Source organism: Bacteroides xylanisolvens XB1A (genome assembly GCF_000210075.1).
Lineage (GTDB): Bacteria > Bacteroidota > Bacteroidia > Bacteroidales > Bacteroidaceae > Bacteroides > Bacteroides xylanisolvens.
In genome coordinates this window covers 4,389,723-4,414,872 of the sequence record NC_021017.1, presented here as the reverse complement: position 1 = coordinate 4,414,872, position 25,150 = coordinate 4,389,723, and the positions used below count along the sequence as shown (strand labels likewise).

17 protein-coding genes are annotated in these 25,150 nt (G+C 43.1%); 6 read left to right on the top strand and 11 right to left on the bottom strand.

The genetic code is table 11. The features are described 5' to 3' along the window. Positions 1-41: 41 nt before the first annotated feature. The 5 genes from BXY_RS16840 to BXY_RS16820 all read right to left on the bottom strand — a co-directional run bounded on the left by BXY_RS16840 (position 42) and on the right by BXY_RS16820 (position 5,460). The gene (locus BXY_RS16840) at positions 42-1,298 is read right to left on the bottom strand and encodes a hemolysin family protein (protein ID WP_004314044.1); all 1,257 of its coding nucleotides are present in this window, start codon (positions 1,296-1,298) and stop codon (positions 42-44) included. 57 nt (positions 1,299-1,355) lie between these two features. Beyond that, positions 1,356-1,973 carry an LPS export ABC transporter periplasmic protein LptC gene (lptC, locus tag BXY_RS16835; protein WP_015532492.1) on the bottom strand — a complete coding sequence of 206 codons (618 nt, stop codon included), beginning with the start codon at positions 1,971-1,973 and terminating at the stop codon, positions 1,356-1,358. 43 nt (positions 1,974-2,016) lie between these two features. Then, entirely contained in the window at positions 2,017-3,342 is a 1,326-nt protein-coding gene (locus BXY_RS16830) for a hypothetical protein (RefSeq protein ID WP_008017009.1), read from the bottom strand. Positions 3,343-3,407: 65 nt separating this feature from the next. Further along, complete coding sequence (locus tag BXY_RS16825; RefSeq protein ID WP_015532491.1) at positions 3,408-4,685, bottom strand: OmpP1/FadL family transporter; 1,278 nt, start codon at positions 4,683-4,685, stop codon at positions 3,408-3,410. Then, positions 4,672-5,460 (bottom strand): type III pantothenate kinase, encoded by a 789-nt coding sequence (locus tag BXY_RS16820; RefSeq protein ID WP_008645330.1) that lies wholly within the window; start codon positions 5,458-5,460, stop codon positions 4,672-4,674. The genes BXY_RS16825 and BXY_RS16820 overlap by 14 nt, the downstream gene beginning before the upstream one ends. Before the next feature lie 652 nt (positions 5,461-6,112). Here BXY_RS16820 and lnb point away from each other — a divergent pair. The 5 genes from lnb to BXY_RS16795 all read left to right on the top strand — a co-directional run bounded on the left by lnb (position 6,113) and on the right by BXY_RS16795 (position 14,245). Beyond that, on the top strand, positions 6,113-7,300 hold the full coding sequence (gene lnb / locus BXY_RS16815) for a lipoprotein N-acyltransferase Lnb (protein WP_015532488.1): 1,188 nt from the start codon (positions 6,113-6,115) through the stop codon (positions 7,298-7,300). After that, a complete protein-coding gene (locus tag BXY_RS16810; RefSeq protein WP_015532487.1) occupies positions 7,300-8,874 on the top strand; it encodes an alkaline phosphatase family protein in 1,575 nt (524 codons plus the stop codon). The genes lnb and BXY_RS16810 overlap by 1 nt, the downstream gene beginning before the upstream one ends. 197 nt (positions 8,875-9,071) lie before the next feature. Then, positions 9,072-12,389: a preprotein translocase subunit SecA gene (secA, locus tag BXY_RS16805; protein ID WP_009039709.1), complete on the top strand. Its 3,318-nt coding sequence runs from the start codon at positions 9,072-9,074 to the stop codon at positions 12,387-12,389. Positions 12,390-12,630: 241 nt separating this feature from the next. Further along, the gene (locus tag BXY_RS16800; protein WP_004314052.1) at positions 12,631-13,737 is read left to right on the top strand and encodes a DUF6340 family protein; all 1,107 of its coding nucleotides are present in this window, start codon (positions 12,631-12,633) and stop codon (positions 13,735-13,737) included. A 61-nt stretch (positions 13,738-13,798) separates the two neighbouring features. Then, entirely contained in the window at positions 13,799-14,245 is a 447-nt protein-coding gene (locus BXY_RS16795) for a hypothetical protein (RefSeq protein ID WP_008020975.1), read from the top strand. Positions 14,246-14,377: 132 nt separating this feature from the next. On the opposite strand, the gene BXY_RS16790 is transcribed toward BXY_RS16795, so the two are convergent. From BXY_RS16790 to BXY_RS16770, 5 genes are all read right to left on the bottom strand, one after another. After that, positions 14,378-16,390: a DUF5689 domain-containing protein gene (locus tag BXY_RS16790; protein ID WP_015532486.1), complete on the bottom strand. Its 2,013-nt coding sequence runs from the start codon at positions 16,388-16,390 to the stop codon at positions 14,378-14,380. After that, a complete protein-coding gene (locus tag BXY_RS16785; protein WP_008645339.1) occupies positions 16,390-17,658 on the bottom strand; it encodes a ComEC/Rec2 family competence protein in 1,269 nt (422 codons plus the stop codon). Before BXY_RS16785 ends, BXY_RS16790 begins: the two co-directional genes overlap by 1 nt. Before the next feature lie 22 nt (positions 17,659-17,680). Further along, positions 17,681-19,432, bottom strand: a complete 1,752-nt coding sequence (locus BXY_RS16780) for a RagB/SusD family nutrient uptake outer membrane protein (RefSeq protein WP_008645340.1) — start codon at positions 19,430-19,432, stop codon at positions 17,681-17,683. 31 nt (positions 19,433-19,463) lie between these two features. Then, complete coding sequence (locus tag BXY_RS16775; RefSeq protein WP_015532485.1) at positions 19,464-22,640, bottom strand: SusC/RagA family TonB-linked outer membrane protein; 3,177 nt, start codon at positions 22,638-22,640, stop codon at positions 19,464-19,466. A 247-nt stretch (positions 22,641-22,887) separates the two neighbouring features. Then, positions 22,888-23,910 carry a FecR family protein gene (locus BXY_RS16770; protein ID WP_015532484.1) on the bottom strand — a complete coding sequence of 341 codons (1,023 nt, stop codon included), beginning with the start codon at positions 23,908-23,910 and terminating at the stop codon, positions 22,888-22,890. Between the two features lie 133 nt (positions 23,911-24,043). Between BXY_RS16770 and BXY_RS16765 the strand changes: the two genes are divergently transcribed. Next, a complete protein-coding gene (locus tag BXY_RS16765) occupies positions 24,044-24,619 on the top strand; it encodes an RNA polymerase sigma-70 factor (protein ID WP_004315857.1) in 576 nt (191 codons plus the stop codon). A 313-nt stretch (positions 24,620-24,932) separates the two neighbouring features. Here the strand turns inward: BXY_RS16765 and BXY_RS16760 are convergent. Continuing rightward, positions 24,933-25,150: ATP-binding protein (locus BXY_RS16760; RefSeq protein ID WP_208946832.1), on the bottom strand; the 218-nt coding region annotated here is incomplete at its 5' end.

Here is a 25,150-nt window from a genome sequence, read left to right as displayed (position 1 = left end):
ATGCATCTATTTATTGGCTAAAAATTTCTTGATTATCGTCATTATTCCAAGACTTTTAATCGCACGAGTTCTATTTTTGTCGCTGTGACCTTAATTATCTTGAATTGATAACGTCCTACCCGGACCACTTCATGCAACTTCGGGAAGCTCTGATATTGGTTCAGGATCAACCCTCCTACTGTCAGATAATCATCCGATTCGGGCAAGTCGAGTCCGTACGTCTCATTGACTTTTTCTATCTCCAGGCGGGCGGACAACACATACTCGCGTTCGTCGATTTGCTTGCTGATATAGGAAGTGTTATCGTGTTCGTCTTCTATATCTCCAAAGATTTCTTCAACGAGGTCTTCCAGAGACACGATGCCGGACGTACCGCCAAATTCATCCACCACTACGGCAATCGTTTTCTTTTGCTGCATGAAAAGTTTCATCAGTTTATGGGCGGACATGGTTTCGGGCACAATCGGCACTTGTTTCACATTCTCATGCCAGTTTTTCGGGGCACGGAACATTTCCGACGAATGGATATAACCGACTACGTTATCGATATTCCCGTCATATACGATTATCTTGGAGATTCCGGATTCTATGAAGCGGCTTTTCAGCTCGTCCAGCGAAGTAGTCAGATCGACAGCCACCACTTCGGTACGGGGAACGATGCAGTCGCGGATTTTTATGTTCGAGAAGTCGAGGGCGTTCTGGAAGATTTTCACTTCCGTGTCCAGCTCTTCTTCATTTTCGGCATTATCAATGCTGCTTTGTACGAAGTAATCGAGGTCGACTTTTCCAAAAGCTCTGTCGGACGCATCCTTATTAACCTTCATTCCAAAGAGGCGAAGGAAGATACAAGACAAGCCGGAGGCTAATTTGGAGATGGGATAGAGAACCACATAACAAACAATAAGCGGAATGGCAAAAACATTCAAGACCAGATTGGGATTGATTTTGAAGATTGTTTTCGGCAAAAACTCTCCAGTCACCAGGATAATCAGGGTAGAAATAACGGTCTGCGCCAACACCATCAGGAAATGATTGTCAATGAATCCCGCCAGCAGATTGTCGCCGATAATCTGTGCCATCAGAATACCATAGATGACTAGTGCGATATTATTCCCCACCAACATGGTAGAGATAAATTCATTCGGGTTCTTGAAGAAGATAGAAAGGATGCGGGACGTAATTCCCCCCTTGCGTTCCATCTCAAAACGCAGTTTGTCTACCGACACAAAGGCAATCTCCACTCCTGAAAAGAAAGCGGAAAAGACCATGGTGATAATTAGAGAGATATAAATATTCATAAGTTTTGATTTACGATCAGACGATTTACGAGGTACGGTACAATGATATGACTTCGCCTATTTCGCAGCATCTTTATTCACTGAATCCGGCAGTGCTTTTGTTTCCGGTTGGGGCGGACCGCTACTCGCTTCCTCGTCCACATAGAAAATACCTTCAATATTACGAATGGTATATATAGTCATTTGCTGGTTCGAGTCGAAGCCGTGTCCTGTGATAATTCTGTCCGGTTGCTGAATACGTATAAACTTGTCGGAATACACTTTTTGAGTGGCCTCATTCCAGTAGAGCAGTTCGGTATTAAAACGCTCTCCTTTGCGGTTCTGTATATCCACATTCCCTATCAGCTTCCAAAGCCTTTCTTTGTCATAATAATAGGCAGTATCTGCTTTAATACTGGCTTCTACATTAAAGATAGAGTCGAACTGCTCCATATACACACCTTTTTCAAACGCCCAATACGAAGGCTTTTTACGGTCGTACATTATCCACTCTTCCGTGTTCACCCTATAACGTGTCACTCCGGAATCGGAAATAAGGGTAGTAACTCCCAATGTGGTCATCACCGGAAGAGAATCACGTTCTGTGATAGCCTCTCCCATAGCTTTCTGTTTTCCGCCACAGGAAGATAATAAAAGAAGCATAACAACCACCCCGAAGGTGATTGTTATGCTCATGCTTTTATGCAACAAACGGTTTCTTCGTTTTCGCAACATACGGTTATCTAATCGTTGTAGTCTCTCCTATCCAACCGCCGATAGTGATGCGGTCGCCTTGCTTGTAACCTAACATAAACAGGTCTTTAGCTTGTGGAGTATGACCAGAATATCTACCGATCAAGCTGTTAGCTTCTTCAGCTACGCTCGGATCTACTTGTTTTGCACGTTGCAGTTTGTCGATTACTGCAAAGTAAGTACACTTGTTCAAAGCTGACTCGTCGCTCCAGTTAGGGCTCATTGCATACAGATTGGCAATCAGGATATATGGAGCACCATAGTTTTCGTTGAACCCGATAGCTTTCTGGCAATATGCTCTTGCTTGAGACAGTTTTTTAGCAGAAGCCAATACTGCTGCGGCAGCGTATGCTTTTTCAGCTTTCTTCACGTTGTCAGTTTCCAATCCAATGGCTTCGTCGAAGAATTTGACAGCACCGTCGATGTCACCTTTCTTAAATGCTTGGTAAGCACATCCGGTAGCGGCATCTGCACTAGGTTCTATTTTGTACACATAGAAAGCAGCCTGTTGATAAGCTTCGCTTTCCGTACATCTCATCATTTTCATGATGTCAATTACTTTCTTCAAGTAAGCCAGGTCTGTTTGGTTAGCTTCTACTTTCGGTCCATAGATGTTTTGCAGTGATTCGCAATCAGCTGTTCCGCTGTTTACAAACAAAGCAACCAGATTATCTTTGATACCTTGCAAGTTTTTCTTCTTTGCTTCGTTCGTTTCAGCAGCAATAGCAGCATCAGCATATTCAGAAGCAGCCAGATAATCCTGAATGAATTGTTCCTTATGGTTAGGATCTGTTTTCAGTTTATCCAAAGACATTTGCAGGAAATAGAAGATAGTAGCGGCAGCAGATTCAGCTTTTACTGCATTTACCGACTGGCTCAACCATTGATAAGCCTGATTAACATCAATTTTCGGAGCGAAAGCGATGTAATCTACTGCTTTGATACCCAGAGCTTCATCAGCAGAAGACACTTTTGTACCTTTAGCCAAGAACTCATCTGTGTATTTGATACGCAAATCATGCGTATTCATCAGTTCATCAAAATATTTCTGATATTCCGGATTATTCCTATCCTTGATTTGTCCCATCAAGCCTTTCAGAATTTTATATCCGTCAGTAAAAGTATAGAAACGAAGCGTCGGGCAGTTTTCCAACACAGCTTTCCAAGGAGTATACGCATCTTTAAAGTTACCTGCACGCACAGCTTCATGCGAGATACTACTGTTCGAGTTACAGTTAGTCGCATCCTGTGCTACCACAGTGGTTGCCCCTGCCGAAAGGAACAACATAGCCACAAGCGTTTTAATTTTCATTGTATCTAAATTTTAGTTGTTATTATTATAGTCGTCTATTCTTTCTCTTCTTACATTCATTTCAATTACTCTACTCTGCGTTTGAAGAACCAACGTTCGTTGAACGTCAATCCGATGCTAACGCGGAAGATATTTTCGTTTACAAAGGTCGATTCCTGTCCACTTACACGAACAAACTGTCCGCTGATGCTAAGGATGGAACGGGAACGAGGCACAGGCAGACCGAAACCGGCTGTTACGCCATATTCGCGGGCTGCGTCTTTACCGCCAATCTTATAATACGGAGTCGTATAATAAGCTCCCAAACGATATTTGATGTGGGATAAATAGGAACGTCCAATCAAATTGGGAATATATTCCGCACCCACTGATATTTTATGACGGTCGCAATACGTGTATGTTTCATTGAACTCCTTACGCACAGCATCATCCGATGTATTTACACCAAACTTAGCTTTTGACCACTGTTGCAAACTATAATCTGCACCGACAGTCAAGCGTTTGTCATAGTTGTATGTGAATCCGACTCCGAACACATTCGGAAGCTCCAACGTAGCATCCAAATTGTTGCTGTTAGTCGTACTAACCTGCGTCGTTACAGTATAATCATTATTCAGTTTATGTTTCGGAGAAAAAACCGCCCCAATTGTCACTGAATGTTTTTTGCTCAACTCCTGTGTGTATTGTACTCCAAAATCTAATTTATAGTCCGAAACCGATACGGTAGTTTGGCTTATATACGAATTGGCGGAAGCTGTGTTCGGATAAAGCATTGTTAAAGAACGGGTCATATCTCCCCAAAAATAAGAAGCGTTCACACCCACAGACAGGTTTTTCAGGATTTTCACCCCTGCACCAACATACAACTGATGCAAGCCACCTTCACCAACAAGGCTTTTCGTACTATACGGAGAAGTACTTGTAGGTTCATTGTTTTTCGACACGTTATATCCTATATTAGAAAACGGCAGCAACCCAATACTCATCGCCACTCTCGGATGCAGGCGGAATTGCATAGCCAAATAGTCAAAGCTTGAATTCTTTGCGTTCAATTTTTCACCACCGCCACTAATATTCATATTTTGCAGACTAACGCCTCCTTCAAAAATAAACGTCAACGAGTCAATGGCTGTATACGAAGCAGGATTCAGCGGATTGCTCTGTGCTCCATCCCGAAGTCCAAAAGCAATTCCCCCCATCGCCTTGCTATTCCCGAAACTCTGATCGGACAAGTCGCCATAGCCATATCGTGTATAAGGAGAGTTTGTATTATTTTGAGCGATTGCCATTCCGGTAACCATCGTGAGCAAAAGCGCACAAAGTGTGTGTTTAAATCCTACCATTATTATAGTTTAAAATTCTATTTAATCCTTTCAACACTAAAAATCTATCTGCAAAGATGATACTTTTTACGCTGCTATCAAAAGAAAAATCATCTCCGCCCGTTAAAAAAACCAAAAGTTCAGGATATTTATGCTTCATAGACTCAATATAACCTGAAATTTCGTATTCCATCCCTTTCATCACTCCGGCACGTATAGCCGTTTCGGTGTCCCGTCCCATCGGGAGTTTGCGCCCGTTGGTGTCCACCAGAGGCAAACGTCCTGTAAACTGATGCAATGCCTTGAAACGCATTTGCATACCGGGAGAAATATTACCGCCATGATACTGGCCTTTTGAGTCGATAAACTCGTAAGTAATGCAAGTTCCCGCATCAATCACCAATATATCCCGATGAGGAAACTGCTCATTAGCACCCACTACGGCAGCCATACGATCATATCCCAATGTTTCGGGAGTTTCGTACAGGTTGACAACCGGAAGCGGAGTCTGATGATTGAGCCAGAGCAAAGGAAACGGCAAAGCGGCCAAATCAGCTAATACCTTTTCGTTTAGATCAATGACAGTAGCCACGATCCCCTGTTCAACCGGATATTGAGAACAAAGAGCTTTCAAGCAACCTAAAGACTGATTGGATTCAGCTACTACATCCACGATTTCTCCGCCGTCGAAGAAAGCAATCTTTGCCTTTGTATTTCCTATGTCGATTATTAAATTCAAATCTTTTGGTTCTTTAGCGGGCGCAAAGGTAAAGTAAAAAAAGAAAAGTTGAAGCATAGAAGAGGAATTATCTTCTTTTTTCATTTTAGAAATCCCCCAAAACAAAAAATCGAACTATCTATTTTTAAATAGATCAATTATCTTTTATTGTTTATTATGTATTCCACTTTGCGTTCGGCAGTCCTTTTTCATTACATCATAAACAACTAATAAGCAATAGATTACAAGAGAAAAACAGCGTTCCACAAAGCGTTCCACTGTTTTGTAATCAATTTTCCGTTCAAGCAGAAACATTATTTCATCCAAACAGAGGCTCCGTTTTATCTCATCTAAAGGCAAATTTCCTGAATCATCTTCATTTTTTCATTCACAAAACACAGAAAAAGTGTGTTGAGCGAACTATATTATATAGATTATTATATTTTAGTATTTATATATGTTCGGTTGGTGGTTCGCCTACTTTTTTTCGAGCGTTGCAAACGCATGACAGACAAGCAGTTGAGCCACCTTCAGGGGGTGTTCGTTTGGCTGTTCGATTTTTTAGCCCCAAAATAGAGGCTCTATTTGAGGGAAACAGAGCCTCTGTTTAAGCCATATAGAGCCTCTGTTTGTATGAAATAGAGACTCTATTCCGATAAAACAGAACCACCGTTTTCCCGAATCCAACAATTCTTCCTATATTTGCCACCAAAATAAAACGAGCCTGCTAATGAAACGGTTTTTCTTATATACAATCCTCTCCTTCTTCCTGTTGCTTCCGTCCGCCGGACAAGCACCTGCCAACAGCAACGACTCCATCCGCTTGAGCTTGTTGACTTGCGCTCCCGGAGAAGAAATATATTCCCTGTTCGGACACACTGCCATCCGCTATGAAAACCCGTCACAAGGGATTGACATTGTGTTCAATTACGGATTATTCAGTTTCAACACTCCTAACTTCATCTTCCGCTTCTCGCTCGGAGAAACCGACTACCAACTGGGAGTGACGGATTATGAGCATTTTGCGGCTGAATACGCATTCTACGGACGCAGCGTGTGGCAGCAAACACTGAATCTGACTGATGAAGAGAAAACAAAACTAATCCAGTTATTACAAGAAAATTATCGTCCGGAAAACCGGGTGTACCGCTATAATTTCTTTTACGACAATTGCGCCACCCGTCCCCGGGACAAGATAGAAGAAAGCATTGCAGGAAAGGTGGTTTATCCGACGGAACCGCAGGATGGTTCGCGCACTTTCCGCGACATCGTACATCAATATTGCAAAGGACATCCGTGGGCGCGTTTCGGCATCGACCTCTGCATCGGAAGCGAAGCCGACCAGCCCGTCACACAACGGCAAATGATGTTTGCCCCCTTCTATCTGATGGATGCTTTCGACGGCGCACAGATTTCCACAGATACCTATTCCCGTCCGCTTGTCAAGACCAACGAGCTGATAATCGACGTCACTCCCGAACCGGATAAAAGCGGCTGGATGCCCACTCCGCTCCAATGCTCGTTACTCTTATTTATACTGACAGCCGCCGCCACGATCTATGGCATCCGCCGAAGAACCGGATTATGGGGGATCGACCTTGTTCTTTTTGGCATGGCAGGTATCGTGGGATGCGTCCTCGCCTTCCTCGCCCTCTTCTCCCAACACCCGGCAGTCAGCTCCAATTTCCTGTTATTGGTTTTCCATCCGGGACAACTTCTTTTCCTTCCCTACATCGTATATTGTGTCCGAAAAGGGAAGAAATGCTGGTACTTGACCTTGAATCTGGTCGTTTTAACACTTTTTATAGTGCTTTTTCCTGTAATTCCGCAAAGATTTGACTTTGCTGTTGTACCTTTGGCACTCGTTTTGCTGATACGTTCAGCAAGCAATCTGATTGTGACATCTAAAAAGAAATAATGAAAGGACTACTAACTTCCCTCATCACCGTACTGACTTTCACCGGGCTACAAGCCCAGTCACTGCCTTCCGCCCCTAAATTAGTGGTAGGGCTGACTATCGACCAACTGCGTACGGACTATCTGGAAGCATTTTCGTCACTCTACGGCGAGAAAGGCTTCAAACGTCTTTGGAAAGAGGGAAGAGTGTTCCATAACGCCGAATATACCTTCTGCGGCGTAGACCGCGCTTCTGCCATCGCAGCTATTTACAGCGGCACGACGCCTTCCATGAACGGAATCATCTCCCAACGATGGATGGACGCCTCTACCCTTCGCCCCGTCAACAGCACAGACGACACAGCATTCATGGGATATTACACCGACCAAACGGCCGCACCCACCAAATTACTGACTTCCACCATTGCCGACGAGCTTAAAATAGCTACCCAAGGCAAAGGACTCGTATATGCCATCGCCCCCGATTGCGACGCCGCGCTTTTCGCAGCCGGACATGCCGGAAACGGTGCTTTCTGGCTCAATCCCAACACCGGAAAATGGAGCGGAACGACCTATTATGGAGAGTTTCCGTGGTGGGCAAGCCAATACAATGACCGGCAGGCGATTGATTTCCGTATTGCGGGTATGACATGGGAACCGGTATTCCCCCGTGGCATGTACACTTTTCTGCCAGATTGGCGGGATATACTCTTCAAATATAAATTTGATGACGACCGTAACAATAAGTACAGACGCTTCATCGCCAGCCCTTTTGTGAATGACGAAGTGAACGCACTTGCCGAAGAAGCATTGAACAAAAGCTCCATCGGCATGGATGACATTACTGACTTATTGGCACTTACTTATTATGCAGGAAACTACGCACATAAATCCGTACAAGAATGTGCCATGGAAATACAAGACACCTACGTGCGTCTCGACCGCAGTATCGAAAACCTGCTCGAAGCGCTCGACAAGAAAGTAGGACTACAAAACGTGCTTATTTTCGTCACTTCCACCGGATATACGGACAGCGAATCGGCTGACTCGGGATTGTACAAGATTCCCGGCGGAGAGTTTTATCTCAACCGTTGTGCCGCCCTATTGAATATGTACCTGATGGCTACGTATGGCGAAGGAAAGTATGTGGAAGCTCACCACAACCAGCAGATTTATCTGAATCATAAATTGCTGGAAAAGAAGGAACTGAATCTGGCAGAGATCCAACAAAAGTCAGCAGAATTCCTGATGCAGTTCAGCGGAGTGAACGAAGCATATTCAGCCAACCGGCTGTTGCTGGGTTCATGGACACCGGAAATTCATAAAATACGCAACGGCTACCACCGCAAACGTTCGGGCGACCTCGTAATCGACGTCCTTCCCGGATGGACCATCGTCAACGAGAACGGCGGCGAAAACAAAGTGGTACGTCATTCTTATATCCCTTCACCGCTGATTTTCATGGGACATTCCGTAAAACCGGCCATTATCCAGACACCTGTAACCATTGAACATATTGCGCCCACACTGGCACATTTCATGCGCATCCGGGCTCCCAATGCCTGTACTTCTGCTCCTATTACCGACCTACGGTAAAAATTTACTCACAAAAACAGGGAGCAAAACATAAATAAATCAGCATTTTAATGTAACTTTGCGGAGATTATTCGCCACAAATCCCACAGATTCACACAGATTAAAAAGAAAGATCCGTGTTCTATATGAAAAAATCTGTGTAAATCCGTGAAATCTGTGGTGCAGAAAAAGATAAATAATAAACTAAATAATATAACATGGGATTTAATGAATTTTTAAGCTCGATTTTCGGAAACAAATCCACACGAGACATGAAAGAAATCAAGCCCTGGGTGGAAAAGATCAAAGCTGCCTACCCGGAGGTTGAAAAACTGGACAACGACGCCCTCCGTGCCAAAACGGAAGAACTCAAAAAATATATCCATGAATCGGCTACTGCCGAACGTGCGAAAGTGGAAGAGTTGAAGGCAAGCATCGAGACACTGGAACTGGAAGACCGCGAAGAAGTCTTCGCACAAATCGATAAGACAGAAAAAGAAATTCTGGAGAAATATGAAAAAGCACTGGACGAAGTACTGCCCGTTGCTTTCTCTATCGTGAAAGCCACTGCCAAACGTTTCACAGAAAATGAAGAAATCGTTGTTACCGCTACGGATTTTGACCGCCAACTGGCTGCAACGAAAGATTTTGTACGCATCGAAGGCGACAAGGCCATCTATCAGAATCACTGGATAGCCGGTGGAAACGATACGGTATGGAACATGGTTCACTACGACGTACAGCTCTTTGGTGGTGTCGTTCTGCACAAAGGTAAGATTGCGGAAATGGCAACCGGTGAAGGTAAAACATTGGTGGCTACCCTCCCGGTATTCCTTAACGCACTGACCGGAAACGGTGTGCACGTGGTTACCGTGAATGATTACCTCGCCAAACGTGACTCCGAATGGATGGGACCTCTTTATATGTTCCACGGATTGAGCGTGGATTGTATCGACCGCCATCAACCGAACTCCGACGCACGCCGTCAGGCATACCTGGCAGACATCACGTTCGGTACGAACAACGAATTCGGTTTCGACTACCTGCGTGACAACATGGCTATCAGCCCGAAAGACCTTGTACAACGTCAGCACAACTATGCCATCGTCGATGAGGTCGACTCGGTATTGATTGACGACGCCCGTACTCCGTTGATTATCTCCGGTCCTGTACCGAAAGGCGACGACCAATTGTTCGAGCAACTCCGTCCGTTAGTAGAACGTCTGGTAGAAGCACAGAAAGTATTGGCTACCAAATATCTCTCCGAAGCTAAGAAACTGATCGCATCCAACGATAAGAAAGAAGTGGAAGAAGGATTCCTCGCTTTATACCGCAGCCACAAGGCATTGCCGAAAAACAAGGCTTTGATTAAGTTCCTTAGTGAACAGGGAATCAAGGCAGGTATGCTCAAGACGGAAGAGATCTACATGGAACAGAACAACAAGCGTATGCATGAAGTTACTGATCCGCTGTATTTCGTAATCGACGAGAAACTGAATAGTGTAGACCTGACAGACAAGGGGGTAGACCTGATTACCGGTAACTCTGAAGACCCGACATTGTTCGTTCTTCCGGACATCGCCGGACAACTTTCGGAACTGGAAAACCAACATCTGACTAACGAACAACTGCTTGAAAAGAAAGATGAACTTCTGACAAACTATGCCATCAAATCGGAACGTGTACACACCATCAACCAGTTGTTGAAGGCTTACACCATGTTCGAGAAAGATGATGAATATGTAGTGATCGACGGACAGGTGAAGATTGTAGACGAGCAGACAGGCCGTATCATGGAAGGTCGCCGCTACTCTGACGGATTGCACCAGGCTATCGAAGCCAAGGAACGTGTGAAAGTGGAAGCTGCTACGCAGACCTTTGCAACGATTACTTTGCAGAACTACTTCCGTATGTATCACAAACTGTCCGGTATGACCGGTACTGCTGAAACGGAAGCAGGCGAACTTTGGGATATCTACAAATTGGACGTAGTCGTGATCCCGACCAACCGTCCGATTGCAAGAAAGGATATGAACGACCGCGTTTACAAGACGAAACGCGAAAAGTATAAAGCTGTTATCGAGGAAATCGAAAAATTGGTTCAGGCAGGACGTCCGGTATTGGTGGGTACTACCTCGGTAGAAATCTCCGAAATGTTGAGCAAAATGCTTACCATGCGTAAGATTGAGCACAAGGTATTGAACGCCAAACTGCACCAGAAAGAAGCGGACATCGTTGCTACTGCCGGTTTGAGCGGAACAGTAACCATCGCTACCAATATGGCTGGTCGTGGTACCGACATCAAGTTAAGTCCGGAAGTGAAAGCTGCGGGCGGTTTGGCAATTATCGGTACGGAACGTCACGAATCCCGTCGTGTAGACCGCCAGTTGCGTGGTCGTGCAGGACGTCAGGGTGACCCGGGTTCTTCTGTATTCTTTGTGTCACTGGAAGATGATTTGATGCGTCTGTTCTCCTCCGACCGTATCGCCAGCGTAATGGACAAACTTGGTTTCCAGGAAGGCGAAATGATCGAGCACAAGATGATTTCCAATTCTATCGAACGTGCCCAGAAGAAGGTGGAAGAAAATAACTTCGGTATTCGTAAACGTCTGTTGGAATATGACGACGTGATGAACAAGCAGCGTACAGTGGTTTACACCAAACGCCGCCACGCTTTGATGGGTGAACGTATCGGTATGGACATCGTGAACATGATTTGGGACCGTTGTGCCAATGCTATCGAAAACAATGATTATGAAGGTTGCCAAATGGAACTGCTTCAGACATTGGCGATGGAAACTCCGTTCACTGAAGAAGAATTCCGTAACGAGAAGAAAGAAAAGTTGGCCGAAAAGACTTTCAACATTGCGATGGATAACTTCAAACGCAAAACTGAACGTCTGGCACAGATCGCTAATCCGGTTATCAAACAGGTATATGAAAATCAGGGACACATGTACGAAAACATCCTGATTCCTATTACAGACGGTAAACGAATGTATAATATCTCTTGTAACCTGAAAGCGGCTTACGAATCGGAATCTAAAGAAGTGGTGAAATCGTTCGAGAAATCAATCCTGCTCCACGTCATCGACGAAGCATGGAAAGAAAACCTCCGCGAACTGGACGAACTGAAACATTCCGTACAGAACGCAAGTTACGAACAGAAAGACCCGCTGTTGATTTATAAACTGGAATCTGTGACTTTGTTCGACGCCATGGTGAACAAGATCAACAACCAGACTATATCTATCTTGATGCGCGGACAAATTCCTGTACAGGAAGCTCCGGACGAACAGGCTGCCCGTCGTGTGGAAGTGCGTCAGGCTGCTCCTGAACAACGTCAGGATATGAGCAAGTATCGCGAAAACAAGCAGGACTTGAGTGATCCGAACCAGCAGGCTGCTGCCAGCCAGGATACTCGTGAACAGCAGAAACGTGAACCTATCCGTGCAGAAAAGACTGTAGGACGTAACGATCCTTGCCCATGCGGAAGCGGCAAGAAGTATAAGAACTGCCACGGTAAAAACCTTTAAGAAGTTGAGAAGGGAGAGTTGAGAGTTGAGAGTTAAAAGTTGGGTAAGTAGGAGTTTCTATTTCTTTGTGCTCATTTTTGAATCAGCTTCGCTCAAAAGCCTTATTTAATTTTTAACATTAAGGTATAATCTCAAGTTTCAATACACAAAAGAAAGTCTCAAACGGTTAAAAACTGTTTGAGACTTTCTTTTATTCCTCCAAAATTGTACTTTTGTTCAAATTACTAAATAGAACAAAACTATGGCAAAATCTTATTCACTGGCTTTCGTCACTATCTTCCTGCTGACACTGGGCAGCTGTCAGAGTTTGGAACAGATTTCCATTGATTATCTGCAACCTGCCGACTTGAGCTTTCCTCCGCAACTCCGGAAAGTAGCTATCGTGAATAACACCAGCAACACACCGGATAACAAACTAATAACAACGACTGAAAAGATCAAAGAAGGTACACCGCTCGTAAGTCGTGCAACGGCATACGCCAACGGAGATCCTAAGATTGCCACCGAGTCACTGGCTGAAGAAATCGCACATCAGAATTACTTTGAAGAAGTAGTCATCTGTGATTCTGCTTTGCGGGCAAATGATAAACTGGCCCGCGAAAGTACATTGAGCCAGGAGGAAGTCCGTCAGTTAGCCTCTAGTTTGGGAGTGGATTTTATCATTGCACTGGAAAATCTGCAACTCAAAGCAACTAAATCTGTCCGTTTTCTGAATGAGTTCAACTGTTTTCAAGGAGCAGTAGACGTAAAAGTATATCCCACGGTGAAAGTGTATCTTCCCGAACGTAGCCGGCCGATGACTACGCTCCATCCTAACGACAGCATCTTTTGGGAAGAGTTTGGAGGTACTGCCGTAGAAGCTGCCACCCGCATGATTCGCGACAAACAAATGCTGGAGGAAGCAGCGGTATTTGCAGGGACAGTTCCGGTGAAATATCTCGTCCCTATGTGGAAAAAAGGAACACGGTATCTGTATACCGGAGGTTCGGTTCCCATGCGTGATGCTGCCATCTATGTACGCGAAAATTCATGGGACGACGCATACGAACTTTGGAACCAGGCTTTCGAAGGTACCAAGAACCAAAAGAAGAAGATGCGGGCAGCTCTCAACATAGCTGTTTATTATGAAATGAAGGATAGTCTCGCTAAAGCGGAAGAATGGGCGGAAAAAGCACAGCAACTAGCCAAGAAAATTGATAAAAAGAATATCACAGATAGTGTTCAGGCCAGCATTGACGATGTGCCGAATTATTATCTCACATCCTTGTATTTAGCCGAATTGAAGGAGAGAAACGCTCAATTACCTAAGTTAAAATTACAAATGAGCCGATTTAATGATGATTTTTAAGGAAATTGTGTATCAAATCTTATTTTTTTTATACCTTTGAACTTATAAAAAGAAGGAACCCATGAAACTAAGCCAACAATCACTATCCATTATCGAATCGGCTATCCAAAAGGCAGTCGCTAAATATACATGTAACTGTGAACAAACAGTTGTAACCGACATCCATCTCCAACCGGACCAGACATCGGGACAACTTAATATTTACAATGATGATGATGAAGAACTGGCGAACATCATGGTCGAAGAATGGGCTACGTATGAAGGGGATGATTTCCTTGAAAGCGTGGAACCTTCTCTACGCAACATTCTTTGCAGAATGAAAGATGCCGGAGACTTCGACAAGGTGACTATCCTGAAGCCTTACTCTTTCGTTCTGGTGGACGAAGAGAAAGAAACCATAGCGGAATTGTTACTGGTGGACGATGATACGATCCTCGTGAATGATGAATTGCTGAAAGGGTTGGATAAGGAATTGGACGAGTTCTTAAAAGAGTTGTTGGAAAAATAATATACAGCATTTTTAGGATAGAGTTCGTTCAGAATTAATATAAATATCCGAAAGCATTATATAAAGAGAATCGGAAGCAAGCAGGGTATTTCCTGTTGCTTCCGATTATTTTTATAGATACTTCCCTATTGATTATTTATTATATTTGATCGAGATATTAGCAAGTCGAAGCGGCATGAAGCCCGATACGCCGGACGGAAGTCGAACAGGTCGCAATCTGATACAGATATTATCGCGGTTCAATAAGGCATCCGGCAACTTAAAGTCATAGACTTTATAACCAGGAATGTTCTTCTCCGTCTGTCCACCTGCAGCCGTTCTATCAAACTGTCCCAGAATGGTAAACTCTGAATTATCTACTTTCACCCATTCACCACTCATCGAATAAGCATATTCAACCACAGCCACAGGGCCACCTCCCCAACTTGCATTCATTTCAACCTGAAGAGACAGGGATGTAGAAATACCTACTGTCGATATTTTGTCTACGTAAAAATATGAACTTGTAGACCACGGTTTACTATTGAAAGCTCCTCCTCGCATACGCCCATAATATCCATCTGTGGTATTAAGATTCATATCTCCCCGGAAATCATCCTGGAAACCTAATATGTAATCTGCATAGGTTTGCTGGAAATGCTTATTCCCGTCTTTATTAAGAATAGCATTTGACTGCGATGCTTCTCCGCCTGTCGGATGATACTCCGTAAATGTAGAAGCACCTATTTCTTTCCAATCGGGCACATTACAATCCCACTCCACGAGCACCGAAGTGATCTCGTTCATATCACCGATATTGATGTCCTCTCTATGAAGCGGAAGAATACACAACCGGCTTTCGGAGATGTCAAAATTGGTAAGCTTGACTTTCGCTACGATTCCGGTGATGGTTCCTGAACCTCTAGGAAGTGTCTCATGCGCATAAGGAGCATCGAGCGAAGTAAGCATATATGTATTAGAGCCGTTTTTATCTCTGATGCAGGTTGGATAGTATCTGTAGTATGCCGGGAATTTCTCCACCCAATAATTTTTATTCGCCTTACGGTCGGCAGCTCCCGGATCGGTAGTCTTGAAATTAGTAAATGCGCCTACCGGAGAGGCAATCTCGACATCTTTTAAGGTCACAAGGCTGAATACCATATTATCCGTTAGTTCTGCGATTGTTTTTTCAGGAATCGTGAAGGTGGAAAGTTCCGAACTGATTACATGGGCGGCAGTGATACCGCTAATCAGTCTGTAGGTAAAGCTGCCCTCTGATTCTTCCTTTATCGTTCCATCTTTCAAACACAATGAGACCTTGGCAAATTGCGCAAATGTAATCAGAGACTCTGATTCAAATACCACTGTCTCCCCGGTCTCATTCTGAATGACATAACGATTGTTCGGGAAGTTTTTCGATGTACCAGTGGCAACGATCGTTCCTTCAATATATACATTGTTAGTAATTCCACCGACAGGATAGCCATAAACGGTTGGATAGCTGACAAGTTCTGCATTCGCATATTCAGAATATGCTTGCGACAGGTTGATTGTAGTCGTGGCTTTACGTTGGTATTGATCGTCATAACTCAATACGATACTTCCTGTGCGGGGTGATTGAGAATTTGTTTCCGTATTGAAATAAAGTTTTCCGTCACTTATCCGATACTCTTTCACCCATTCCACTGTCGGCGTAATCACAATATCCGTTTCAGGCACATTGGTCGAAATATCCATATTATATTCGCCTCCTTTGGTAAAGAGTTCCATATTATCACTGGCAGGAACTATAAATGGATAACGGGATAGTTGTTTTATCTTGATTACATCCGAAGTCTTCCCATCTTTTGTAAACACACGAATATCACAGAAACGTTCGGAATCACTGATATTTTCATCATAAGTCACTGTGAAATAAGTTCTTGATGACTGGGCTCCACGTATATCTGTAGAAAACCAGGTTGATTCTGCAAAGTCTATGCGCCACTCGGTATTGGATTTCACTTCAACCTGAACCGGAGTACCTTCAGCCTGAAGAATAATCTCATTATTTGTTATTTCCAATATGCCGGCTTCATTTTCGTCAGAGCATGACGGAAACATGATAATTGCCATCACAGCCCCAAAAGCTGCCCAAGCTATTGAATCTTTAATTTTCATATTCATCAATTATTAGATTTAATTTCACCTGTTTTATATAGTATCTCATAAGCTTCATTTCGATCATTCAACACAAAGATCTGAAACTTCTCTCCTCCCGGATAAACACGTGTAACAACATGTCCGGCGGGTTTTATCTTCAAACCGTCTTCACCCAGCCTGCTCCTGTTACTGTCTACCATACCGGCGGCAAAAACCGACCGTTCACCGGCATAAAGGCTTTGAGACAGCATCCGGCTTAGCGGAGCCGGTTGAGGATGATAGTAATCCCACACGGGAATCACGTAGGCTTGCGCTTTCACTTGGGAAATGTAGGTATCACACATAGCGTCAGAGTATGCATGATGATTGGCCACTACCACATCTGTTTCGCCCAGCAATGTAGCTACAGGTGTTTCTATGTCAAACCATTCCGGCGCTTTTTCCACTCCAAGGATATCTCCGCCCGAGAAGTAATCGAAATTACCGTATGTGATACGTATTCCGCAACTGCAACGGTTCTCGTTCAACTGTTCGCTCGAAGAAGCGGTAGATGGCACAAGCTCTTTGGAAGTCGTTCCGCTGCCTGTCCAAATTTTACCGTTACCCACAATATTACGTACTTCGAATGTAGGATAGGAACCCGGAGCTTTTAATAGTTTGATTTGTGTGTTACTTCCTGTCACAAACCCTTCATTCTTTTTACCTTCCCGGTCACGAGCGGCAACATATAATTTATAGTTTGAGATATGGGCACCCGTAACTTTAGCCGCCGTCGGATAATCGTATGTAGGATAGCCACGATCTATCAATGTGGAAATATCCAGAAGATTACCCACATGAGTTATTCCGGTAAGTTTGTAGTCCAGCCCTACTTTTTCGATTGCCAGTTTTCCATTTTGTCCGATATGGTCTGTATCGAAGTGAGTGAGCAAGGCATAATCAATAGCACCGTTATTTTTCAACGGCAATGAGAAATGTTTTATATATTGGGCAATCCATTCAGCAGGCCGTTTAGAGTCATTAGGAACTGCTTTCATAATCTCCTGGGTACCGGTGTGTACTCCCAAATCTCCTGCATCCAGCAACATGGTAGTCCCGTCCGGGAAAATAAGATAGGCTGCATTCCCTCTTCCCGTGCTAATCTGATGAATGTCCAAATAACCAGCCTGCCACTCCGGAAGGTATTCATACACTTTATCTACAGCATCATCCGGAAAAGGCTTTTCCTGTTGGCAACTAGCGAATGTAGGCAGCATCATAACGGCTCCTAGAAATAATATCTTACTATTCATTGTTTTATTCTTTAATGTTCTATTAATCAATTTGTTTAACACTGTATATACCGGCTTCCTCTTTCGTCATTTCATTGCCGCCTCCATATCCCGGATTCTGTCTCAAGACGTTGCTGACGGAAATTGATTTTTCCGGAATAGGAAAGAGTTCATAATGATCGTCATTAGTAGCTTTGTGATCCCACCAGGTGCCTGTTGTATATAAGCCCCAGCGACGAAGATCGGTACGACGACGCTGCTCGCCAAGAAATTCGACCATCCACTCATCGAGAATCCGATACTTGTCAATATTCGTTTCAGTCACCGGATCAGGGTCTACTTCATTCTCAAAGTTGCGTTTACGCACTTCGTTGAAAAGATTGGCTGCTTCTTTCTTATATCCGCTTCTGTATTTACATTCGGCAAGCATATAATAGATTTCTGCAAAACGAAGAACCGGATAGTCAGGATTAAAAGCAAGTGTCTTGTCTGTATTGTCCGGCACCGGCAGTTTGCACAAACGTATTCCCGAATTCTCTTCTCCGGTACTTATATTGGAAGGAAGTTCATTTACGGAAGAATATTCTCCGTCTTTCACTTTCTTAAATTGTGCTACCTGGTCAACAAATTCAAGAACCTCACCCGGGTATTCATACAGTCCCGTACATTTCACCTCTGTTCCACTTCTTGATATACGTTGTAATTTTCCGTAAAGAAACATTCCTTCGTATTTGCCATTTCCTTTATATACATACAATTTCTTACGAAGGTCTTTCGCATGAAACTTGGCAAAAGGACGTCCGAGTTTGTCCGTATAGGGATCACCATTGGGTTTCAGAGATGGTTGAAGATGCATACCGTTCGTAGAGGAATAGCCGCTAAGATCGAAATAGTTCTTCGCATTATAATGATTATAACGTTCGAACTGCCACTGAAACAGAGTTCCTTTTGCATATTGCGACTGAACGGACCACATCACTTCTTTCGACTTGTTATTTTCGAAGGTGAAAGGACCGAACCAGTCTTCTTCCAACTCGTAATAGCCGTATTTACCGTCTAGTAAATCCTGACAAATCTGCGCACATTCAGCAAAGCGACTTTCCCCTGTATAGACTTCTGCATTAAAATATAATTGAGCAAGTAGAGCAGCCGCGGTTCCTTGGCGTAAGTAACCTTCTTCCAGCATATCTGCTGTTTTTTTCTCTAGTTTGGGGATGGCGGCAAGCAGGAGTTCTTCCACATAATTAAAGGTTTCCCGTGCTGTGGAACGTGGAGATTCCTCTGTGGTAGAACGTCGGTAAATAGGCATACCGCCATAGAAATCAAGTCCTCTCAAATAGAAATAGGCCACTAATGTCTGGAGCTGCATCTGATGATCTGCCTTCAGTTCTTCCGTCATACCTAATGAAACATAGTCTACACCAGCTAAGTCTTCTTTACAGGCTAAAGCCATGGCTACTCCCATACCTACTCCACGCCATGTTTCTTCGTTGTTGGGGTGAAGTGGTGTCCAGTCATGGTGTTGCAGCTGGGCGTATCGGACATCATTGTAATGTATTCCTTTTTGTGTGACACACATCTCGTCTGTTGTACATTCCTGAAGAATGGCACGGTCGAATCCGTGAAACCAACGCCAGTGCGTGAAAGAGCGTACCAGAAAAGAGTAGACAGTTTCCTTAGATGTGAAATAAGTATCCGGAGTTACTTCGGAATACCACTTCTCATCCAGATTAGTACAACCGGAGGCCACCAGAAGGGTGAGGAAAGAGATTATAATTAGAATATTTCGTCTCATATCATTATATTAGTTTATAGGTACTTTACTATTAGAATTGGATTTTCATACCAAAGGTATATCTACGAGTTTCAGGATAAATATTATTAAACCATTCATAACCGGGATCCAAACCGTTCACATTCACTTCCGGATTCAATCCTGAATATTTTGTAAAACAGGCAACGTTACGGACGGTCAGGTAAAGATCAATCTTATCTATATACTTTTGCCATTTTTTCATGTTAAGAGAATACCCCAGGCTAATGGCATCAATCTTCAAGAATGTACCATCCTCAAGCCAGTAATCGCAAAGTTGCTTTACTTCTTTGATGTGCCGGTTATCAATGTATGCGTTGCGAAGAACATTCTGGCCTGCCACTTCAGAAAGTCCATAGTACATATTTATGGTATTGAACACATCGAAATCGATCCAGCTACGCAGGTTGATGCCTAAAGAGAGATTTTTGTAAGTGAAGGTATGATCCCATGATACCATCAATGCAGGAATGGCATTGCCGATATATCGTTTGTCGTCATATGTTTTTTTATCGCTAAGGATTACATTGTCATTCTTATCATACAGAAGCCACCTGCCATTGTCCGTGATACCGGCATATTTCCAGATGTAATAGCTTCCGATTTTTGTTCCGGCCTCAATTCTACCGGCTGATCCGTTTGTACCCGGTGACGGAAATCCTACACGATCCTGATAGGTATTATTGCCCCACAAAGAGGTAATTTTGGAGGAAGAGTGTGATAGGCGCATAGTAGTTGTCCAATTAAAGTTTCTGGTTTTGACGGGTACTCCTCCTATCTCGAACTCCCATCCGGTATTCTCAAGATTACCGTAATTCATGGTGGTTGTTTCATAAACAGCGGGAGGATTGGGAACGTTGATATTATATAACATTCCGGAAACTCTTCTCTTATAGATATCAAACTTACCAAAAAGACGGTTATTCAGAAATGCATAATCCAAGCCGATGTTAAGCTCTGCTTTCTTTTCCCAGTGCAAGTCATAATTGACGTTACGGGCCGGTCCATAAGAGGTGATCCATGTACCGTTATAAGGCCACATTGAATTGGAAGAATACATGGCAGTGGATGCTCCTGCAGAGAAATTGTTATTTCCCGTTACACCGTAACCAACGCGTACTTTAAGGTCATCGAGAAAACTGACGTCACGCAGAAATGCCTCATTGGATATACGCCATCCACCTGATACTGCCCAAAATGTTCCCCAACGATGATTCTTTCCGAATTTTGACGAGCCCTCGTGGCGAACACTTCCTGTAAGCATATAGCGGTCTTTATAGCTATAATTCGCCCGGCCAAAGAATGAAATAAGACGTTCACGGGGATATTTGTGGGAAGACATTGCCGCCTTTCCGTCCGAAAGCCAGCTACCTGTCCCCATATCCCAAGCCCCTACTCCATCCACAGGAAAATCGTAGTTAGTCATATTAAAGTTTTCAGAGTTATTTTCCCAATAACTATATCCGGCTACCGCACTAACCGTATGGTCGTCTGCAAAAACACGCATGAAATTGATGGTAGGTTCAAAAGAGACATTGACTGTTTTGCTATATGCATGAAATCCTCTTCCTTTATAACTTCCATTTAAAGAGGTTCTGTGTAACGCGGACGTATAATGTGTCTGCTGATACTGGCGATCTTCCCAGCCAAGAGTGGCTTGTGTCGAGAATCCGGCAGGCAAATTGAGCTTTACCGTCGCATCCGCCTTCAGCCATTTATCAACATTATCTGCCTGTTTCAACATTACTTCTGCTAAAGGATTGTAATATTCACTACCACCAACCAATACATTATATCCTGTTTCACTAGTGCTGTCATATACATGTTCCGTCGGATTCATCTTCAATGCCATGTCGAAATAGGAACTACTGCTCCGCTGATCCCGGTGTGCTTCCCGGTATTCTGTGTGCAAGCCTATTTCCAGCAAATCATCGAGAAGGTTAAAATTTGCATTGATGCGCCCCGAATAGTCTTTACGGTTGTCACCAATTGCGATACCTTTTTGATCCTGTGCCATAATAGTAGCATATATTTTAGCTGTATGGCCGCCGCCCGAGAGGTTGACAACATGGCGTTGGGAGAGTGCTCCTTCATTCAAAAGTTCACCGTACCAGTCGGTGGATGCACCTAAATCTGTTCCTACTCCGAACCTAACGAAAGCATCACGATCAAGGACCTGCGGTCTCCTGGAAACTTGCTCGGTAGAGAGTTCGCCCGTATATGATAAGGTTATGGGACCTTCTTTTGCTTTCTTGGTAGTCACTAAGATGACACCACCGGCTGCTCTTGTTCCGTAAATAGCACCTGCAGAGGCATCTTTCAAAACATCAATAGACTGAATATCTTCCTGACTGATAGAACGTAAATCACCTCCGGGAATTCCGTCTATCACAATCAAAGGAGAAGAAGAAGCATTGATGGACGCTACTCCACGCAGCTGGAAACTGGCAGAAGCATTCGGACTGGAAGTCTCGGAAACATTCATACCGGAGATTTTACCCTTTAAAGCTGTCGCAATAGTGGAGCCTCCCATTCCAGTCACTAAATCTTTGGATGATATGGAAGTGATGGAACTGGTCACTGCACGTTTCTCCATCGTTCCATAACCGATAACGACTACCTCATCCAGCAACTGATGATCTTCTTTCAATACCACTGACAAGTTTGTACGGTTTCCCACCTTTACTTCAAGAGACTGAAAGCCAATGTATGAAATCACCAATATAGCATCAGATGCAACCGTCAACTTAAATTTTCCATCCAAATCGGAAACTGTACCTTTCCCGACCACTCCTTTTTCCTGAATACTGGCACCTATTACCGGCTCTCCCTGTACATCCAATATGATACCAGATACAATCATTTTCTTTTCCTGTTGCGGTGACTGTACCTCAACAGACAGTATAATCTTCTTGTCTAGCACTGAATATCGCACATTAGTGCCAGCAAAAACTTCCTTAAGCACACTAAATATATTACTTCTATCAACTGATATAGATACGCGGCGATTCAAATCCACATGTCTGTTATTGAAAAAGAAATCAAAATCAGACTGCTCTTCAATCTCTTTTAAAATATCCTCCACCCGCTGATTGTGTACATCAATACTGATTAAAGTTTTTTGTGCATAACTATCGGACGCATAACATAGCCCGATAGAGCATACCAAGAATAAAATCAAAAGTCTCATAGATAATGGGATTTTGTTAGAAACTCGCCAAAGCGACTTTACCACCCATAAAAATTGGATGCTAAAATAATTTTGCATAAATTTGTGATGACTTAAAGTTAATAAAAAGTTTATCTAAGCTTGTCGCCAAACAAGCATCAAAAAGATTTACCGATTTCCATACGGGAAGATACGCCAATATCATCCCGTATGTTTTTTAATTAAGGGGCTCTGTCTTTCATTGCATTTTTGTTTTAAGGTTAATCAATCAGTATATTTCTATTTTGCTCTTTTCATCCTTCATATCCGGCGAATCAAGATAACGCCAGCGGATTTGAGAAGAAAGCCGAAAATATTCCAAAATACGTTCCAAACGTTGATTAGTAAATGTTCCCGTAAACGAGTCTCCTTTCAAGCGATCATTTTTAATAATGAATTCCACATTATACCGTTTTTCCAACATTCGCAGGCCTTCTTCCAAAGGAGTATTTCTGAATATAATCTTACCTTCTTTCCAGGCAATCTCCGATTCTCCGGAAGTGGCATAAAGCTGAACCTTATTATCTTTTGAATCATAGACCAATTTCTGTCCCGGATCCATCAGCACTTTTTTCGAGACATCATTTGATTTATAAATAAAACCGATCTTTCCTTCTACCAATGTTGCTGAAATCCGATCTTCTTTTTCGTAAGCCTCTACATTAAAATGAGTTCCCAGTACTTCTATTTGTGATTGATGGGAAGTGGAGACTATAAATTTCTTTTCCGGATTCTTAGCCACTTCAAAATAAGCTTCTCCCTGTAAAGTCACATTTCTTGTATCATTATCGAAACGTGAAGGATAACTTAGTGTTGATTCCGAATTCAGGTAAACAAGTGTACCGTCGGGCAGGGTCAATGAGGTCATCATCCCAGGATTTGTTTTCACTTCCATGATTTGTGCCAATTCCTGTTCGTTTCCTCCCCAATATTGGAGCATCAATGTAACGAGAAGTGGAATGAACAAAATTGCTGCCGCACGTTGTGCCCATTGCCACCACATTGTTCCCTTGTGGCTGTTACCCGACATTCTACTTTTCACCTTCAACAATGCTTTCTCCGTATCGACTTTCTTCATAACATTAACTGTATCCGTGGCAAGATAAAGAGCATGTATCTGTTTTGCCATCCGTCGATTTTCGTCCGATTCGCTCATCCACATCTCAACTTGCAGACGTTCTTCTTCCGTTGCCACTCCTTCACAATAACGGGGAAGCAGTTCTTCTATCGTATTTCTATCTGTTTTATCCATATCTTTTTTATTGCCTTTTACTATATGACAAGGAAGAATGGGAAGACTCCTAAACTAAAAACCATTTTTTTTCAAAAAATCTTTGTTTCTATCTAAAAAAGCTATATTTGCAGTTAAATTATGGAGCTAATACATGAAAGGAACTTATCAATCAGACAATGATTTTCTATTATCAGCCGTTCAACGCGGAGATCAAAAAGCATTCGATACACTGTTTCGGAGATATTATCCGATGCTGTGCGCGTATGGTCACCGGTTTGTCGAGTTGGAAGATGCAGAAGAGATTGTAGAGGATTCTCTTTTATGGATTTGGGAAAATCGGGAAACACTGGTTATCGAGTCCTCTCTTAATTCTTATCTTTTTAAGATGGTGTATCGCAGGGCTTTGAACAAGCTTGCACATATTGATGCCACCCAACGGGCGGATACCCGCTTTTATGAAGAAATGCAGGAAATGCTGCAAGATACGGACTATTATCAGATTGAAGAACTTGCAAAACGGATTGAAGATGCTGTCGCGGCACTGCCCGAAAGTTATCGGGAAGCTTTTGTGATGCACCGATTCCGGGATATGAGTTACAAGGAGATTGCAGAAACACTGGGGGTATCGCCCAAAACAATAGATTACCGTATTCAACAAGCGTTAAAGCAACTGCGCGTGGATTTGAAAGATTACCTCCCGTTACTACTACCTCTCTTATTTCCCTAGAGAGACGAAACATATAAGTAACCACCAATATTATTTCATTTGGCTATTACCTGTCAGCTAAAGTATTAATAGATAACTTGCGTTGTATTAAAGATAAACTTACGTTCCTCTAAGGCTAAAGTTCCCTTTGACCTGAAACAAACTATAAACGAAAGTTCCAATTATATAAATGCAACCTTCATTTTTATAAATGCAAGTCTCATTTATAAAAACAAAGCTTCCGTTTATAGATTTCTCTTAGACAAAAACAACTTTGGCAGTAAGGAAAAGGAAGTTTGCAATAAGGAGACAGTAACTTATCTATTAACTAACTTCATCTCTTTCTATAAGGAAGTGTAAACCAGAAAGTAGATCCTTTACCTTCTTCTGAATCTACTCCTATTTTTCCCCCGAGACGCTCAACAATCGTACGACAGATGGAAAGTCCTAAGCCGGTACCTTGAATGAATGGATTATATTTTACGAATCGTTCGAAAACATGTTCACACTGTTCGTTTGACATACCACAGCCGGTATCTGATACATAAAAAT

Excerpts from the sequence above, each read along its gene's own strand:
- BXY_RS16840 (WP_004314044.1), bottom strand. The coding sequence starts at position 1,298 with ATGAATATTTATATCTCTCTAATTATCACCATGGTCTTTTCCGCTTTC.
- lptC (WP_015532492.1), bottom strand. The coding sequence starts at position 1,973 with ATGAGCATAACAATCACCTTCGGGGTGGTTGTTATGCTTCTTTTATTA.
- BXY_RS16830 (WP_008017009.1), bottom strand. The coding sequence starts at position 3,342 with ATGAAAATTAAAACGCTTGTGGCTATGTTGTTCCTTTCGGCAGGGGCA.
- BXY_RS16825 (WP_015532491.1), bottom strand. The coding sequence starts at position 4,685 with ATGGTAGGATTTAAACACACACTTTGTGCGCTTTTGCTCACGATGGTT.
- BXY_RS16820 (WP_008645330.1), bottom strand. The coding sequence starts at position 5,460 with ATGCTTCAACTTTTCTTTTTTTACTTTACCTTTGCGCCCGCTAAAGAA.
- lnb (WP_015532488.1), top strand. The coding sequence starts at position 6,113 with ATGAAACGGTTTTTCTTATATACAATCCTCTCCTTCTTCCTGTTGCTT.
- BXY_RS16810 (WP_015532487.1), top strand. The coding sequence starts at position 7,300 with ATGAAAGGACTACTAACTTCCCTCATCACCGTACTGACTTTCACCGGG.
- secA (WP_009039709.1), top strand. The coding sequence starts at position 9,072 with ATGGGATTTAATGAATTTTTAAGCTCGATTTTCGGAAACAAATCCACA.
- BXY_RS16800 (WP_004314052.1), top strand. The coding sequence starts at position 12,631 with ATGGCAAAATCTTATTCACTGGCTTTCGTCACTATCTTCCTGCTGACA.
- BXY_RS16795 (WP_008020975.1), top strand. The coding sequence starts at position 13,799 with ATGAAACTAAGCCAACAATCACTATCCATTATCGAATCGGCTATCCAA.
- BXY_RS16790 (WP_015532486.1), bottom strand. The coding sequence starts at position 16,390 with ATGAATATGAAAATTAAAGATTCAATAGCTTGGGCAGCTTTTGGGGCT.
- BXY_RS16785 (WP_008645339.1), bottom strand. The coding sequence starts at position 17,658 with ATGAATAGTAAGATATTATTTCTAGGAGCCGTTATGATGCTGCCTACA.
- BXY_RS16780 (WP_008645340.1), bottom strand. The coding sequence starts at position 19,432 with ATGAGACGAAATATTCTAATTATAATCTCTTTCCTCACCCTTCTGGTG.
- BXY_RS16775 (WP_015532485.1), bottom strand. The coding sequence starts at position 22,640 with ATGAGACTTTTGATTTTATTCTTGGTATGCTCTATCGGGCTATGTTAT.
- BXY_RS16770 (WP_015532484.1), bottom strand. The coding sequence starts at position 23,910 with ATGGATAAAACAGATAGAAATACGATAGAAGAACTGCTTCCCCGTTAT.
- BXY_RS16765 (WP_004315857.1), top strand. The coding sequence starts at position 24,044 with ATGAAAGGAACTTATCAATCAGACAATGATTTTCTATTATCAGCCGTT.